General features: G+C 44.3%; 11 protein-coding genes. 10 read left to right on the forward strand and 1 reads right to left on the reverse strand.

Annotation, left to right across the window (positions count from 1 at the left end; translation table 11 throughout):
- The 8 genes from WC615_RS17825 to WC615_RS17860 form a co-directional block, all read left to right on the forward strand.
- A partial coding sequence (locus WC615_RS17825; RefSeq protein ID WP_372979427.1) for a hypothetical protein occupies positions 1 to 328 on the forward strand: 328 nt, incomplete at its 5' end.
- Entirely contained in the window at positions 328 to 876 is a 549-nt protein-coding gene (locus WC615_RS17830; RefSeq protein WP_372979428.1) for a hypothetical protein, read from the forward strand. The genes WC615_RS17825 and WC615_RS17830, both read left to right, overlap by 1 nt.
- The gene (gene nuoL / locus WC615_RS17835) at positions 877 to 2,940 is read left to right on the forward strand and encodes an NADH-quinone oxidoreductase subunit L (protein WP_372979429.1); all 2,064 of its coding nucleotides are present in this window, start codon (positions 877 to 879) and stop codon (positions 2,938 to 2,940) included.
- Positions 2,940 to 4,544 (forward strand): NuoM family protein, encoded by a 1,605-nt coding sequence (locus WC615_RS17840; protein ID WP_372979430.1) that lies wholly within the window; start codon positions 2,940 to 2,942, stop codon positions 4,542 to 4,544. Before nuoL ends, WC615_RS17840 begins: the two co-directional genes overlap by 1 nt.
- Before the next feature lie 60 nt (positions 4,545 to 4,604).
- Complete coding sequence (locus WC615_RS17845) at positions 4,605 to 6,488, forward strand: mucoidy inhibitor MuiA family protein (RefSeq protein ID WP_372979431.1); 1,884 nt, start codon at positions 4,605 to 4,607, stop codon at positions 6,486 to 6,488.
- 6 nt (positions 6,489 to 6,494) lie between these two features.
- Positions 6,495 to 7,994: an NADH-quinone oxidoreductase subunit N gene (locus tag WC615_RS17850; protein ID WP_372979432.1), complete on the forward strand. Its 1,500-nt coding sequence runs from the start codon at positions 6,495 to 6,497 to the stop codon at positions 7,992 to 7,994.
- An 87-nt stretch (positions 7,995 to 8,081) separates the two neighbouring features.
- Entirely contained in the window at positions 8,082 to 9,389 is a 1,308-nt protein-coding gene (locus tag WC615_RS17855; protein ID WP_372979433.1) for an ammonium transporter, read from the forward strand.
- Between the two features lie 169 nt (positions 9,390 to 9,558).
- Entirely contained in the window at positions 9,559 to 11,529 is a 1,971-nt protein-coding gene (locus WC615_RS17860; RefSeq protein ID WP_372979434.1) for an amidohydrolase family protein, read from the forward strand.
- Positions 11,530 to 11,718: 189 nt separating this feature from the next.
- On the opposite strand, the gene WC615_RS17865 is transcribed toward WC615_RS17860, so the two are convergent.
- Positions 11,719 to 12,510, reverse strand: a complete 792-nt coding sequence (locus WC615_RS17865; RefSeq protein ID WP_372979435.1) for a carbon-nitrogen hydrolase family protein — start codon at positions 12,508 to 12,510, stop codon at positions 11,719 to 11,721.
- Positions 12,511 to 12,881: 371 nt separating this feature from the next.
- On the opposite strand from WC615_RS17865, the gene WC615_RS17870 reads away from it, so the two are divergent.
- Together WC615_RS17870 and WC615_RS17875 are read left to right on the forward strand one after the other, a co-directional pair.
- Positions 12,882 to 14,789: a class II glutamine amidotransferase gene (locus WC615_RS17870; protein WP_372979436.1), complete on the forward strand. Its 1,908-nt coding sequence runs from the start codon at positions 12,882 to 12,884 to the stop codon at positions 14,787 to 14,789.
- 249 nt (positions 14,790 to 15,038) lie between these two features.
- The coding region (locus WC615_RS17875) for a hypothetical protein (protein WP_372979437.1) at positions 15,039 to 15,326 on the forward strand (288 nt) is incomplete at its 3' end.

The raw sequence follows: 15,326 nt of genomic DNA on the forward strand, positions 1-15,326 counted from the left end.
AATACAACCAAAATTTGTGGGCGCTACACAGAACGATACTACGGTTAATGTAACTACCAAAAAATACGGCACTAAACTGTATCAATGGAAATTTGGCACGCTGTCAAAAGCGTACAAGTCTTACATCCGCTCACGAAGGGGTAAGGATCTGGCGGTAACATATATAATGCCCGATGGCAACGAACTAACCGGCGAAGACAAACTACAGCTTTTTGAACTGGCCAGCAAAGCTGATATTAAAGCGGTGAGTTTTACAAGTCCAAGTGGCACGCGTAAAAGTCGAAAACCGGCAACCGTAACTATTGAATTAAATCAACCGGCTAACTGATGATGAAAAAGCTACTCATAATGTTTTTTGTTTGTGTATCAGTCACCGCAGCAATTGCACAAACTGAAAAGGATGGCTCCGCGAACGCTTCAAAGCCTCATGGGGTGCCATTTGCAGAGGTACTGGCGCAGCATAAAGGGGCTTTGATTATTTTAGATGGTAAAGAGTATAAGGGGAAGATAGAAGATATAAAAGCAGATAGCATTGTATCGATGGATTTCCTGAAAGGTGAGGATGCTGTGGGTATCTATGGAGCTAAATCAACTAATGGGGTGTTTTTACTAACTTCTAAACAATCGCTGCCTGATGGCGGCGAGTTGCTACCGCCTCCACCTAAAGTTGAAACGAAACCATTGATCATTCTTGACGAGCAAATTATAACCTGGGAAAAGTTAACGCATGTAAATCCGGATGATGTTGCTAATGTTGTGAAACTTAATAATCAAACTGGTGTGGCCAAATATGGCAAAGCCGGCGAAAATGGTGTAATGGTAATTACCACTAAAGCAGCAGCGAAAAAACAAAAGGAGAAACAAAAAAACAAATAATTGAACCCAACCATACCGTATAACGACGCGCAAACTGTAACCCTTGCCATCATTGCAGTGGTGTTGCCTTTTGCTGCCTTTGTGGTAAACTTTTTACTCTTGGATAAAAGCAAGATATCGGGCTGGGTATCTGCATTGGCTATTTTGGGGAGTACGATTCTGGCGGCTAATGTATTCTTTAAAGTATGGGATAACCATACCATCCACCTGCAGCAGGTTTGGTTTACCATTGGCGCTACCAAAGTGCAGGCGGGGATATTGCTCAATAATCTATCGGTGTTGATGCTGTTGCTGGTGTCGGTTATCGCCTTGCCGGTGCACATCTACTCCACCGCGTACATGAAGGATGATGAGGGCTACAGCCGTTATTTTAAGTATTTAAGCCTGTTTTGTTTTAGTATGCTGGCGCTGGTAGTGGTTGATAACCTGATTATGCTTTATGCATTTTGGGAGATGGTGGGTTTCTCATCCTACCTGCTTATCGGTTTTTGGTTTACCCGCGAGAGTGCAATCATCGCCAATAAAAAAGCCTTTATCATGAACAGGATAGGGGATATCGGTTTGCTTACGGCAATCATTATCCTGTACACACAATTTAATACATTTGATTTAGAAACTCTGTTCGGCGATAAAGGCCTCATCTCATTATCAAACATCGCTAATGGCGAATGGGTATCTGCCATAGGCAGCATCCCGGCAATTTGGCAATACATCGCCTTCGGCGGCATCTTTTTGGCTGTTGCTGCAAAATCAGCCCAGTTCCCGCTGCATACGTGGCTGCCCGATGCTATGGAAGGCCCAACATCAGTTTCGGCACTCATTCACGCCGCTACCATGGTGGCCGCAGGTGTATTCCTGTTGGGCAGGTTTTACCCTATGTTTAACCAAGCGGAACTAACCGTGCTGGCCGTAATCGGCTGCTTCACCGCGTTTATGGCGGCAACCATCGCCCTTACACAAAACGATCTGAAACGGATCCTGGCTTACTCTACCATATCGCAATTGGGCTTTATGGTGATGGCTATGGGGGTTGGGGCTTATGCCTCGTCCTTGTTCCATCTGGCAACACATGCGTTTTTTAAATGCCTGCTGTTCCTTGTCGCAGGTATCGTTATCCATCAAATGAAACACATTAAGGACGATAACAACCTCAATATCGACCCGCAAAATATCCTGCACATGGGTGGCCTGCGCAAAAAACTGCCGTTAACCTTTATTGCTGCCATTATCGGTGGGCTGGCATTGGTTGGCTTCCCGCTAACATCGGGCTACCTGTCAAAAGACGGTATCCTGATCCAGGCGTTCGATTGGAGCGACGGCAAGGCCGGTGTTTTAAAACTGGTGCCATACGTGGCCTTACTTACCAGTTGGCTAACGGCTTTTTATGTAGCGAGGCTGATAGTAAAAGTTTTCTTTGGCGAATTCCGTCTGCAAAAAATGAACCCACACATTCACATCCATATGGGCGATGGTGGCTGGCAATATAAACTGCCGCTGGTGTTCCTGGCTATTTGCTGTTTGTTCCCGGTGTTTTCTTACAGCCCGGTTTTTTATGAGGATGCCTGGCTGTTTAAAGGTTTTTTACCCGTAAACCATCTGGCGCGCGAGAATTTGTACCATGTCATCATCCCGGTGCTGGTTGTTATTTTAAGTGTGGTGGTGATGTATGGCGCATATGTGGTGTATGTAAAACGCAATAGCTGGTCGTTCCCGCAAACGGGCTCCCTGTACCGTTTATCGTTCCACGAATGGTATATCGATAAGTTTTATAACCTCGTTATTGTGCGTTTTGTGATGTGGTTCAGCAATGCACTATACTGGTTTGATAAAAACATCATAGATGGCTTTGTAAATCTGCTCGAAAAAATTGGCATAGCGTTGGCCGGTATCTCTGCCTGGTTCGATAAACATATCGTTGACGGACTGTTGCACCTGATTGCCGGCATTGTACAGGCAATAGGTAATTTTGCCCGCCGGTTTCAAAGCGGTAAAATTCAATATTATTTATTCAGCATGTTGCTGGTGCTCATTGCTGTGTTTATCTTTAAACTGATCTGGACCTGATGAATATATTAACCCTGCTCATATTTACACCCATACTGTTTGGCCTGCTTATTTTGCTGCTGCCATCATCTATGCGTGCAAGTTTCAAATACATTACGTTATTTGCTACCCTGTTGCAGCTGTGTTTCAGTATTTATATATACCTGCACTTTCAAACAGGGGCATCCTTCGCAGGTATCGGTAACGAAGGGCAATACCAGTTTGTGCAAAAGCTCCCATGGATCAGCCTCGACCTGGGCACCTTAGGTAAAATGCAGATAGAGTATTTTGTGGGGATTGATGGTATTTCGGTTACTTTATTGGTGATGACATCGCTGGTAATGGTGATAGCTGCCATTGCCTCCTGGGAGATAACCAGCAACCTTAAAGGGTTCTTCGCATTATTCCTGTTACTGGATATGGCTGTGGTAGGCGTTTTCTGCGCTTTGGATTTCTTCCTGTTCTACACCTTTTACGAACTGATGCTGTTGCCGTTATACTTCCTGATAGGCATGTGGGGCGGCGCAAGGCGCGAATACGCGGCTATTAAGTTCTTCCTTTATACTTTATTTGGTTCGGTATTTATGTTGCTGGTAATGGTGGGCTTATACCTTTCGGTGAAGGATCCGGTTACGGGCAACCATACCTTCAATATCATCCACATGATGAACCCGGCTAATTATATTGAAGGTTCGGTGTTTTCTGTGTTAAGTCATGCCACTATATTAGGTATGCCTGCACGCACGGTTGGCTTTGTAATTTTGTTTATAGCCTTCGCTATTAAAGTGCCCGTAGTGCCTTTGCATACCTGGCTGCCCGATGCACACGTAGAGGCGCCAACCCCGGTATCTATTATTCTTGCGGGGATCCTGTTAAAAATAGGTGGCTACGGGATTATCCGGATCTGTATGGGCATCTTCCCCGAGGTTGCTTTATCCGGTGCGTTCTGGCTTGGCCTGCTCGGCGTAATATCCATATTATACGGCGCGTTCAACGCCCTTGCACAGCGCGATTTGAAACGTATGATCGCTTACTCGTCAGTATCGCACATGGGCTTCGTACTGCTTGGCCTTGCCTCAAATACAGCCGAGGGTATCAGCGGCGCGGTGTTGCAAATGGTAAGTCACGGCTTTTTATCAACCATGCTGTTCTTCCTGGTAGGGGTGGTGTATAATAGGGTGCATGACAGGGATATATATAATTTCCGCGGCTTGGGTACACTAATGCCGCGTTATACAGTTTATGTAATGGTGGCGTTTTTCGCATCATTAGGATTGCCGGGCTTCTCGGCTTTTGTGGCCGAGGCATTTACGCTGGCTGGGGCATTCAAATCGCATTCTGTAAATGGCCTGTTACCGTACTGGATGGCCGTTTGCGGTTCGGTGGGTATTTTATTAAGTGCTGCTTATTTCTTGTGGACATTGCAACGCATGTTCTTCGGAACCGTGTCCCTCAAAGGCGGCGATGTTTGGAAAATTGCCCTGAAAGACCTTAACATGCGCGAAACCGTAACCCTGTTGCCTTTAGCTCTTATTGCTCTGGCTTTAGGTATTATGCCCTCATTGGTATTAGGTAAGGTGAACGATTCGGTACTGGCGCTGGTGCAGTTCTTACAATCTAAATAATCTGTAATTTATTTATGGAAAATTCAGGGCTTGTGCATCATATAGGTAAAATTAAATATCATGACTAAAAAGTTATTATTTATTGCCTGCCTCATCATCAGCCTTGCCCGTGTTGCCAATGCGGATGATACCCAAAAGATCCCATCAAAAGTTCAGAAAGTAACCCTGTTTTTAAACGGGGCGCAAGTAACCCGTACATCGGCTGTTAACATAACGCCGGGCACATCAACGCTGGTGTTCGAGGATATCTCGCCAAATATTGATGTGCAAAGTATCCAGGTGCGTGGTGCCGGCGATTTTACCATTCTGTCTGTAAAGCACGAAATGAACTACCTGAATTTACAGCAAAAGCAAAAACAGGTAGAAGCATTGCAACTACAGCAAAAGCAACTGCGTGATAAGCTTTCGTTGCTCGGCTCGCTGCTTGTTATTAACCAGGAAGAGTATAACATGCTGGTGAAAAACCAAACTATAACCGGCCAAAATGCCAGCCTTGATGTATTGAAATTAAAGCAAGCGCTCGATTTTCAAACGGCGCGCCTTACCGAAAATAAAAAGAAAGAGCAATCTATTAATAATGATATAGCTGCTGTGAATCTCGAACTGCAACGTTACGACAGGCAGATAGCCGATATCCGCAAAAGCAAAGGGGGGAGCGATGCTACCAGTAATATTTTAGTAACGGTATCGGCCAAAGCGGCTTTGCAATCGCAATTCACTTTAACTTATTTGGTTAACAATGCCAGCTGGTACCCCACTTACGATATAAGGGCTAAGAATATAAATAGCCCCATCACCATATCATACAAAGCCAATGTTACCCAGCAAAGCGGCGAGGAGTGGAAGAATGTAAAGCTAACCCTCTCAACCGGTAACCCAACTGTTAGTGGCGGCAAGCCAGAGTTAACACCGTATTACTTAAATTATGGTATGTATTACGCGGGGCAGGCAGGTTCACTTACAAAAGTAACCGGCCACGTGACCGATCAGAATGATAGGAGTGCCTTACCGGGCGTAACTATAACGGTTAAAGGTACATCCATTGGTACGGTAACAGATGCCAACGGTAACTATTCTTTACAAATACCGGCCGGTAACCCAACCCTGTCATACTCTTTTGTTGGATATGAAAAATCAGAAAGCGTAGCCAACGTGCCTGTTATCAATATCGCCCTAAAACCATCGGCACAACAATTAAATGAGGTTGTGGTTGCAGGATATGGTTCCGGAAGTGACGGCGACGATAAACAATATAAAAGATCATCATATAGTGTACAAGCTTTACCACCTATGAGCCTTCGATCTATCCCCGTTGAAGTTCAGCAAACAGAAAACCAAACCAACGTAGAATTTAATATTGCCAATCCGTATACTGTTCCGAGCGATGGTAAGCAATACCTGGTAGAGATAAACGAGGTAAATACCGATGCCACTTACCAATATTTTGTAGCGCCAAAACTGAGCACAGATGTTTTCCTTACCGCGCGCATCACCGACTGGAACAAATACAACTTTTTATCGGGTGAAGCCAACCTGTTTTTTGAGGGGACATTCATCGGTAAATCATTAATTGATACCCACGCAACTGCCGATACGTTAAATTTATCGTTAGGTGCCGATAAAAATATTGTGGTAACCCGTACCTTGCAAAAAGATTTGACCGGGAAACAAGGCTTCGGTGCTAACAAAAAAGAAACCCGCGATTGGCTCATCACCGTGAAGAACCGCAAAAGCCAGCCCGTGAATTTACTGGTAGAAGACCAGGTTCCGGTTTCGCAAAATTCTGCAATCGAAGTAGATACGCAGAATATCAGCTCGGCAGAAATGGATAAGCTGACCGGAAAGCTATCATGGAACCTTAGCTTAAAACCACTGGACGAGAAACAATTGCAGTTAAAATACCAGGTTAAATACCCTAAAAACCAATTAGTAATAGTACAATAATAATACATGAACGATCTGTTGCCACATATTCACGATCAGTTAAATGAAGTAATAGGCAGTCTGCCTTACTTTATGCCCGAAGTTTATTTGACCGTGCTTTTCATTATAGTGTTGGTAACAGATCTTTTATTCGGTAAAAATTCGGCTAAGCTTTGCCGCACGGTGGCCATAGCGGGCATGTTTTTGGTGATATTTAAAGATTTGCAGCAGGTTGCTTTGGCAGGTACTTACGCAGTGCCCATGTTCAACAATATGCTGATGTTGCACCGTACGGCCATCAATTTTAAATTTGTTATTGATGTACTGGCCATTATCCTGCTGTTGTATTTTGCCTGGGATAAAAAGCTGCAGTCGCATAAAAAGGGATTGTCTGATCTGTATAGTATTGTAATAGGATCGGTTTTGGGTTTGCATATTATGACGATGGCCATTAACCTGCTATCTGTTTACCTGGCAATTGAGATGGTATCTATTGCATCATACCTGCTGGCATCATACCGTACCGAAAATGCTAAAAGCACCGAAGCAGGGTTAAAATACGTACTGTTTGGTGCGGCCGCATCGGCGGTAATGTTATATGGTATATCATTAATATATGCTTATACAGGTTCGCTGGAGTTGTTCTCAAAAGAAATGGCGGATGCCTTGCTGCAAACCAATAGCTTAAGCGCGTCGTTCGCGGTGGCTCTGGTACTTATTGGTATTGGGTTTAAACTATCATTTGTGCCAGTGCATTTTTATGTGCCCGATGTTTATGAAGGGGCCGCCACACCGGTAACTGCCTACCTGTCAACCCTGCCTAAAATAGCGGCTTTTGCCCTGTTGGTAAATTTTGTATCAAAAAATGGTTTTTTCCTGCAGTGGAAAGCTTTTGATTTCAGGCTGGTGTTATCAGTAATTGGCGTTATTACCCTTATAGGCGGTAATTTTGCCGCGGTTTTGCAAAATAATGTAAAGCGGATGCTGGCTTATTCGGGTATTGGGCATACCGGGTTTGCTTTAATGGCGCTGGTAACCTTTACCCCGCAGGGCTTGTCGGCTTTAACTTATTACCTGTTTATGTATGGCCTGGCCAATATCGCAGCCCTTATGCTAGCCAATTATTTTGAGAACAACGAAAATATCACCAATATATCCGATTATAAAGGTCTCGGCTTTAAATATCCGCTGGCATCTGTTTGTTTTGTGATTGTATTGATATCCCTAACGGGTATCCCTATCAGTGCGGGCTTTACAGGTAAGGTGTTTGTGTTTTCGGCAGTATATGGGGTTTACCAGCAAACGCATGATGTTTGGCTGATGGCCTTATTAATTACCGGCGCGGTAACCACTGTGGTTGGCTTGTTTTACTATATTAAGATCCCGCTTAATTTATTTTTGAAAAGAGCGGAGTTTATCCCGAACGAAATTTCGTATTCTACTAATTTAGTAGTTTTTTCTTCTGTAATTGCATTATTGCTAATAATATTTGGAATTTTTCCTGATTTATTGATTAAATTCCTTTAAAAATTTCCTTTTTTTTAATATTTCATAAAATATATTGTAAAATATGTATAAATTGAGGCCGTTTTAAATAAATGGTTTTAATTTGATATGAAACGTTACTTCCCCTTTTTTGTAATTTTGGTGATTTTATCACTTACGTTTATTTTTCCATCGGTTGAATACGATAAATCGGTAAAATCTAACTTTAATACGGGCGATATCGCGTGGATGCTGATGTCAACCGCCCTTGTTTTGATCATGACCCCCGGACTTGCCTTTTTTTACGGCGGAATGGTGAACAAAAAGAACGTAATTTCTACAATGCTTCAAAGTATTGTATGTATGGTGATCATTACGGTGCTTTGGGGTATATTTGGCTTTAGTTTAGCCTTTGGAACCAGCATTGGAGGGGTCATTGGTAACCCATCAACCTTTTTTATGATGAAAGGCATGCTGGGTAACGCCAGCTGGCCGGCCGCGCCAACCATCCCGTTGCTGCTGTTTGCCATGTATCAGCTAAAATTTGCCATTATTACGCCGGCACTTATAACAGGAGCATTTGCAGAGCGTATCCGTTTCAATTCGTATATTATATTTCTGGTGCTGTTCTCCATTTTTATATTCTCGCCATTGGCGCACGCAACATGGCACCCCGATGGTGTTTTGGCCAAATTGGGTGTGTTAGATTTTGCGGGTGGTACGGTAGTGCACATGTCGGCAGGCTGGGCCGCCCTGGCATCGGCCTTGTTCCTGAAACGCCGTAATGAGGCCAACCATGCGCCTGCGCGTATCACTTATGTAATGATAGGCACCGGTTTATTATGGTTTGGCTGGTTTGGTTTTAACGCAGGGTCAGCATTTGGGGCAAACCATTTGGCGGTAACAGCGCTTGCAACAAGTACAACAGCATCGGCAGCAGCAGGTGTTACCTGGATATTTTTTGATATGCTGCGCGGCCGCAAGCCATCGGCCATGGGTACTTGTATTGGTGCTGTAGTTGGTTTGGTGGCTATTACCCCGGCAGCGGGTTTTGTAACCGTTCCGCATTCACTGGCTATTGGTATTATATCTGCGGTTGTAAGTAACCTGGTGGTAGAATGGCGCACACGTACTTCTATCGATGATACGCTTGATGTGTTCCCTTGCCATGGTGTAGGTGGTATGGTGGGTATGTTATTAACCGGCGTATTTGCCAACCAGGCGGTTAACCCGGCCAATGTTACCGGCGATGGTCTTTTCTTTGGTCACACGCATTTATTCTTTATCCAATTGTTAGCATTGGTGGCAACATCATTATTCTCGTTCTTTGGGTCGATGTTGTTGTTAAAGATCACCGATATGATCTCACCTTTGCGCGTATCAACAGAAGACGAAGTGTTAGGATTGGATATCAGTCAACATGGCGAAAGGTTGTAAGGTTGTTGCCCGTATGCAAGGAGACGCGAAGTATCGCGTCTCTACGAAAAAATAATAATGTAGACACGCGATACTTCGCGTCTCTGTACCAGTTATAGGATTCTTATCAAAGCCCTGCTACAAGCGGGGCTTTTTTATTTTTATATTTGAGTAAGTAACCCATATCACTATGAAAAACCTTTTATCATTACTCTTTCTGTCTTTCATTTTTTCTCAAACCCAGGCACAGGATATTCCTGCAGACAGCGGAGTATTCTTGCTGCACAAATTTGAGCAGCATATTGGTAAAGAAACTTACAAGATTTACAACTATAAAGACAGTAAAAAGTATGTAGTGGATTTTAAGTTTGTTGATAGGGGGAGCCCCGTTCCGCTTAAGGCGACATTACGGGTTAACCCGGTAGCTGAACCAATTGAGCTTTTTGTGAAAGGCAATACTTCCAGGTTCTCTGTAATAAATGATTCTATCCGGATAAAAGGCAATGTTGCCGATATGAAGGTTAGCGACGCTACCTATAAAAAAATGATTAGCGGTTTTACCTTCCCGGTTACGGGTTACTCGCCTGCCACGGTACAGCAAGTGCTGCTGCAATACTGGAACAATAAAAAACAACCGGCAAGTATTACCACCCTGCCATTTGGCGCTTTGCAAATAAAAAATACCGGGGTTGATAACCTAATATTCAATGGTAAGCCTATTACCTTTAAACGGTACACCATCAGCGGACTGATCTGGGGAAATGAACTGGTATGGACGGATAATGCCGGCAAACTTATCTGCATCCTGACCATTGATGCCGAAGGCGATAAAACAGAGATGATGCGCGAACAATACGAATCGCTGCTGCCCGAATTGATAAAACGCGCGGCGGGTTACGGCATGGCAGCATTTACAAAAGCAGCGCCTGCGCCAAAGGCAGCTAACCAAACAATCGCAATAACAGGCGGTACTATAGTTGATGTTGTTAACGGTACAACAACACCAAACGGCGTGCTGTTGCTGCAAAATGGTTTGATCGCCAAAATTGGTAAGGCAGGGACGCCAATACCGAAGGGAGCACACGTAATTACTGCCACAGGCAAAACCATTATGCCCGGCCTATGGGATATGCACGCGCATTTTGAACAAACCGAATGGGGGCCGGCTTACCTCGCAGCAGGCGTAACCACCGTGCGTGATTGTGGTAACGAACTTGGTTTTATTGATGCTATACAGCAGGCTATTGATAGTGGTAAATGTATTGGCCCCAAGATACTAATGGCCGGTATTATTGATGGAAAGGGCCCTATGGCCTTAGGTATTATACAGGCTGATACCAAGGAAGAAGCCATAAAAGCAGTTGATACATATAAAGCAAGAGGCTTCGCGCAGATCAAGATATATAGTTCGGCCAAGCCGGCTATTGTAAAAGCCATATGCGATGAAGCACATAAACAAGGCCTAACCGTTACGGGCCACATCCCTAACGGGATGACCCTCAAATCGGGTGTTGACTCGGGTATGAACATGGTGAACCACGTGCAATACGTGTACAGTATCATGAAAAAGAATAAAGACCGCTCTGTGAACTTTGACGATAGCGTAAGTGTAGCAGCTATTAAATTTATTAAAGATCATAACACGGTTATAGACCCTACGGTTGGGGTTTATGAGTTAGCTTATCGCAATGTAAAAGATGATATCACCAGGCTGGAGCCCGCATTCAATACCTTACCATTGCCTTTGCAAACCCAGTTTAAGACCTATGGGGAAGATTCGGCAACGGTTGCTAAAATAGCGCCGATGCTTGGCAGTATGAAAATGATCGTCAAAAAACTGTATGATGCCGGTGTTCCCATTGTGGCAGGTACCGATATGGGTTTCCCCGGCTTTAGCGTAGCCCGCGAGCTGGAGCTCTATGTAGAAGCGGGCCTTACCCCGGCGCAGGCGCTTAAAACAGGAACTATTACCCCTGCAGAAGTGATGGGCCTGGGTAAACAAACGGGTTCAATAGCCACAGGTAAAAATGCCGACATTATTATTGTAGATGGCGACCCGTTAACCAACATCAGCAATGTGCGCAATGTTAAAGTGGTTATAAAAGCCGGTAAGGTTTATGACCCGGGTACGCTGCATAGGATGGTTGGGTTCTCAAAATAGATACCCGTGTGTCATTTCGAACGAGCGACAGCGAGGAGAAATCTTTTACGCTTTGCATGTAACCGACAAGCATGTTTTACAAGATTTCTCCTCGTACCTCGTTCGAAATGACATGTTGGAGTTGTCAGTCTGAGCTTGTCGAAGACTTAGCAACGCGGCTAATGGTTCAACAGGCTCACCATGACAAACCTATTTCTGATACAGCTCCGGTTTAAACCGTTTCGCTAATAACCCCGTTGCTTTTTCGGTATCAATATCAGCAACAACAACTCCGGCGTGGCCGTAGGGCTGGTGTGCAAGGCATACGCCATCGGGCGCAATAATAGAACTGGTAGATTCCTGGAACCGCATGGCGTAACCAACGCTGGCAAAGTAAATGGTGTTCTCCAACGCGCGCATCATCATGGCTTTTTCGTAGTAGGGGCTGTGGCTGTCTCCCCAGTGTGTTATTTGTTTGCCAGTTACATCACTGCCGGTAAGGTGCGGGTGAAAAACTACCTGGGCACCTTCGCGTGCCGCCCACCTCACAGATTCGGGGTAGCGGAAACCCTCGTGGCAAATGGTAATGCCGAATTTGAGGCCGTTCACTTCAAACAGGCTTCGCTGTGTGCCGGGCATCCAAAATTTATCTTCGGTAGGGTCTAACTGGTTTTTGGTTTGATAGCCCAGCACCTCGCCTGTTGGCGATATTACATGCGCCGTATTTAAAAACCGGTCTTCCTCGTAACAGTCCATTGGTATGATAATGGCGATCGCGTTTGCCGCCGCTATTTCGCACACTTTGTTTAACGCGTCCAATAATTGCTGGGGCGTGGCTTTCTCCAATTTATGATCGGCAAGGGGATAGCCGGGTATAAACGACTCCGGGAAGCACACAATTACAGCACCTTGCTGCGCAGCATCCCTGGCAAGGCTGTCAACCTGGTTTAAACCGTCTTCGATGGATTTTGGGAAGTTAGGGGAGGCGAGTGCTACTTTCATGCAGGTAAATTTAGGGAATTTGAGTATGATTTCATGTCGCTTTTATAGTTTACTCACCCCGACTTCGCTGCGCTGGTCGACCCTCTCTGATGCGCAAAGAGGGTGAGGAGCTTCCAAGGAGGGAATAAGCGCGCAATCCGTGTCAGGGAGCGAATACCGGCCTGCGCCTAAAACCTGCGGGTATATAAGCGGATTAGCGAGGCTGTTGGTGCCAAAACCCACTGTAATTGCTTTAAAAATGTAGCTGTAAAAAGGTTAAAATCGTATCAATCAGGCGTAAGTTTTCCACATCATAAAAAATACTAACTAATGACAATATGTTTAAACACTATATAAGATAAAATTTTACCTTTGCATGCTCATTCCCAATCATGAGCGATCAGATTAAACATGAATGCGGTGTGGCATTTATCCGCCTTTTAAAGCCACTCTCTTACTATCAGAAAAAGTACGGCACTGCGCTGTACGGTTTAAACAAGCTTTACCTTTTAATGGAAAAACAGCACAATCGCGGGCAAGATGGCGCGGGCGTTGCTACCATTAAACTGGATATTGAGCCTGGTAAACGGTACATAAGCAGGCACCGGTCGATGGCATCAAATGCTGTTGCTGATATCTTCGAATATATCCAGAAAAAGTTTGCTGAGATACAAAAGGAAACGCCTGAAAAAATGGCCGACACCGAATGGCTCAAAGAACACGTAAGCTTTACCGGCGAAGTGTTATTGGGCCATTTGCGTTATGGTACACACGGCAAAAACAGTATTGAAAACTGCCACCCTTTTCTTCGCCAAAACAACTGGATGACCCGTAACCTGGTTATTGCCGGTAACTTTAACATGACCAATGTTGATGAACTGCTGCAACAACTGTACGACCTGGGCCAGCACCCTAAAGAAAAGGCCGATACGGTGACCGTTCTGGAAAAGATAGGGCATTTTATTGATACCGAGAACCAAGGCCTTTTTGACCAGTACAAACGCGAAGGATTAGACGACAATATGGAGATTAGCAAAATGATTGCTAACGATATGGATGTTGCCAAGATACTGCGTAAATCGGCAAAAAACTGGGATGGTGGTTACACTATTGCAGGTATTTTGGGCCACGGTGATGCATTTGTAATGCGCGACCCGGTTGGTATCCGTCCTGCTTATTATTACTATAACGATGAGATTGTGGTTGCCGCTTCAGAGCGCCCCGCTATCATGACGGCCTTTAATATCCCGATCGAGGACATCCGCGAGATTAAACCCGGCCATGCGCTTATTGTTAAAAAGAACGGTAAGATAACCGAGGATATGTTTAGCGAGCCGCTGGAGAAAAAGGCATGTTCGTTTGAGCGCATCTATTTTTCACGTGGCAGCGATGCATCTATCTACAAGGAACGTAAACAATTAGGCAGATTGCTTTGCCCGCAAATATTGGGCGCGGTAAATAATGACGTAAAGAACACCGTATTCTCATACATACCAAATACCGCCGAGGTTGCTTTTTACGGCATGGTAGAAGGGGTACATAAATACATCAAAAAATACCAGCGCGACAGGTTACTGAACCGCGACGATAAAATTAGCGAAGAAGAACTAACCGAGGTGCTGAGCATGGCACCGCGTGTAGAGAAGATAGCTATAAAAGATGTTAAACTGCGTACTTTCATCACACAGGATGCCGACCGAAGCGAGATGGTTGCCCACGTGTATGATACTACTTACGGGCTCATCAATAAAGATGCGGATACATTGGTGGTACTGGATGATTCTATCGTTCGTGGTACTACGTTGAAACAAAGCATCCTGAAGATACTTGACCGCCTTGGCCCTAAAAAGGTGGTGGTAGTATCATCTGCCCCGCAGATCCGTTACCCGGATTGTTATGGTATTGATATGTCGCGTATGGGCGAGTTTGTGGCTTTTGAGGCAGCGATAAGCTTGTTGAAAGAGCAAGGCAAAGAAAATATTATAGTAGAGGTTTACCAGAAATGTAAGGATAGCTCTAAACTGGCTAAAGAAGATGTAGAGAACTATGTAAAAGCTATCTACGCGCCATTTACCGACCAGGAGATATCTGACCGTATAGCCAAAATCATTACCCCGCCAAATATTAAGGCTAAGGTTGAGGTGCTTTATCAAACGCTTGATAACCTGCACATAGCCTGCCCTGACCATGCCGGCGACTGGTACTTTAGCGGTGATTACCCAACCCCGGGTGGTAACAAGGTGGTAAACCGCGCCTTTGTTAACTGGATGGAAGGTAATAACCAAAGGGCTTACATGTAATCGTTGATGATTAGAGAATAGAGATTGGAGAGTAGTTTCTAATCCTTTAAAATAAAAAGAGCGATAGATTTTCTATCGCTCTTTTTTGTTTATTAATTTTTGTGATACTTGTTGTAAATTGATTAATCAATAATTAATTTATTTCTTTTGGGTTGAAACATAGGAGGCGCTTAGTACGTAGTAGTAAGTATTCCGTCAAGGCCATCTTATTAACCAATTTATTTCTTAATCAACTTTAATTCAAACATTATGAAAAGGAATTTGATCTATACCCTTATCACAGGGTTTTTGGTGTTGGGCATACTTTCTTTCACGTTTATAAAAGAAAAGCCGGTTGTGCGAAAAACGGTTTCAAAAACACATGTTGCAAAAGCAACGTGTACAGGTGTTGTAAGCCCGCTTACGGCATCAAACGTTAGCTGGTCGCCAACCAGTATCACTATTACGTGGTCTACAAGTAATAGCGATTATAATCATTTTAGTTATGGCGGCTATGGCGTGGTTACAGCAGGTACAACAACAAGCTTTAGTAAAACA

The sequence above is a fragment of the Mucilaginibacter sp. genome, from assembly GCF_041663085.1.
GTDB lineage: Bacteria > Bacteroidota > Bacteroidia > Sphingobacteriales > Sphingobacteriaceae > Mucilaginibacter.

Bases quoted from the DNA above. Each gene is read 5' to 3' on its own strand.
- WC615_RS17870 (WP_372979436.1), top strand. From the start codon at position 12,882: ATGAGCGATCAGATTAAACATGAATGCGGTGTGGCATTTATCCGCCTT.
- WC615_RS17860 (WP_372979434.1), top strand. From the start codon at position 9,559: ATGAAAAACCTTTTATCATTACTCTTTCTGTCTTTCATTTTTTCTCAA.
- WC615_RS17850 (WP_372979432.1), top strand. From the start codon at position 6,495: ATGAACGATCTGTTGCCACATATTCACGATCAGTTAAATGAAGTAATA.
- WC615_RS17855 (WP_372979433.1), top strand. From the start codon at position 8,082: ATGAAACGTTACTTCCCCTTTTTTGTAATTTTGGTGATTTTATCACTT.
- WC615_RS17840 (WP_372979430.1), top strand. From the start codon at position 2,940: ATGAATATATTAACCCTGCTCATATTTACACCCATACTGTTTGGCCTG.
- WC615_RS17830 (WP_372979428.1), top strand. From the start codon at position 328: ATGATGAAAAAGCTACTCATAATGTTTTTTGTTTGTGTATCAGTCACC.
- WC615_RS17865 (WP_372979435.1), bottom strand. From the start codon at position 12,510: ATGAAAGTAGCACTCGCCTCCCCTAACTTCCCAAAATCCATCGAAGAC.
- WC615_RS17845 (WP_372979431.1), top strand. From the start codon at position 4,605: ATGACTAAAAAGTTATTATTTATTGCCTGCCTCATCATCAGCCTTGCC.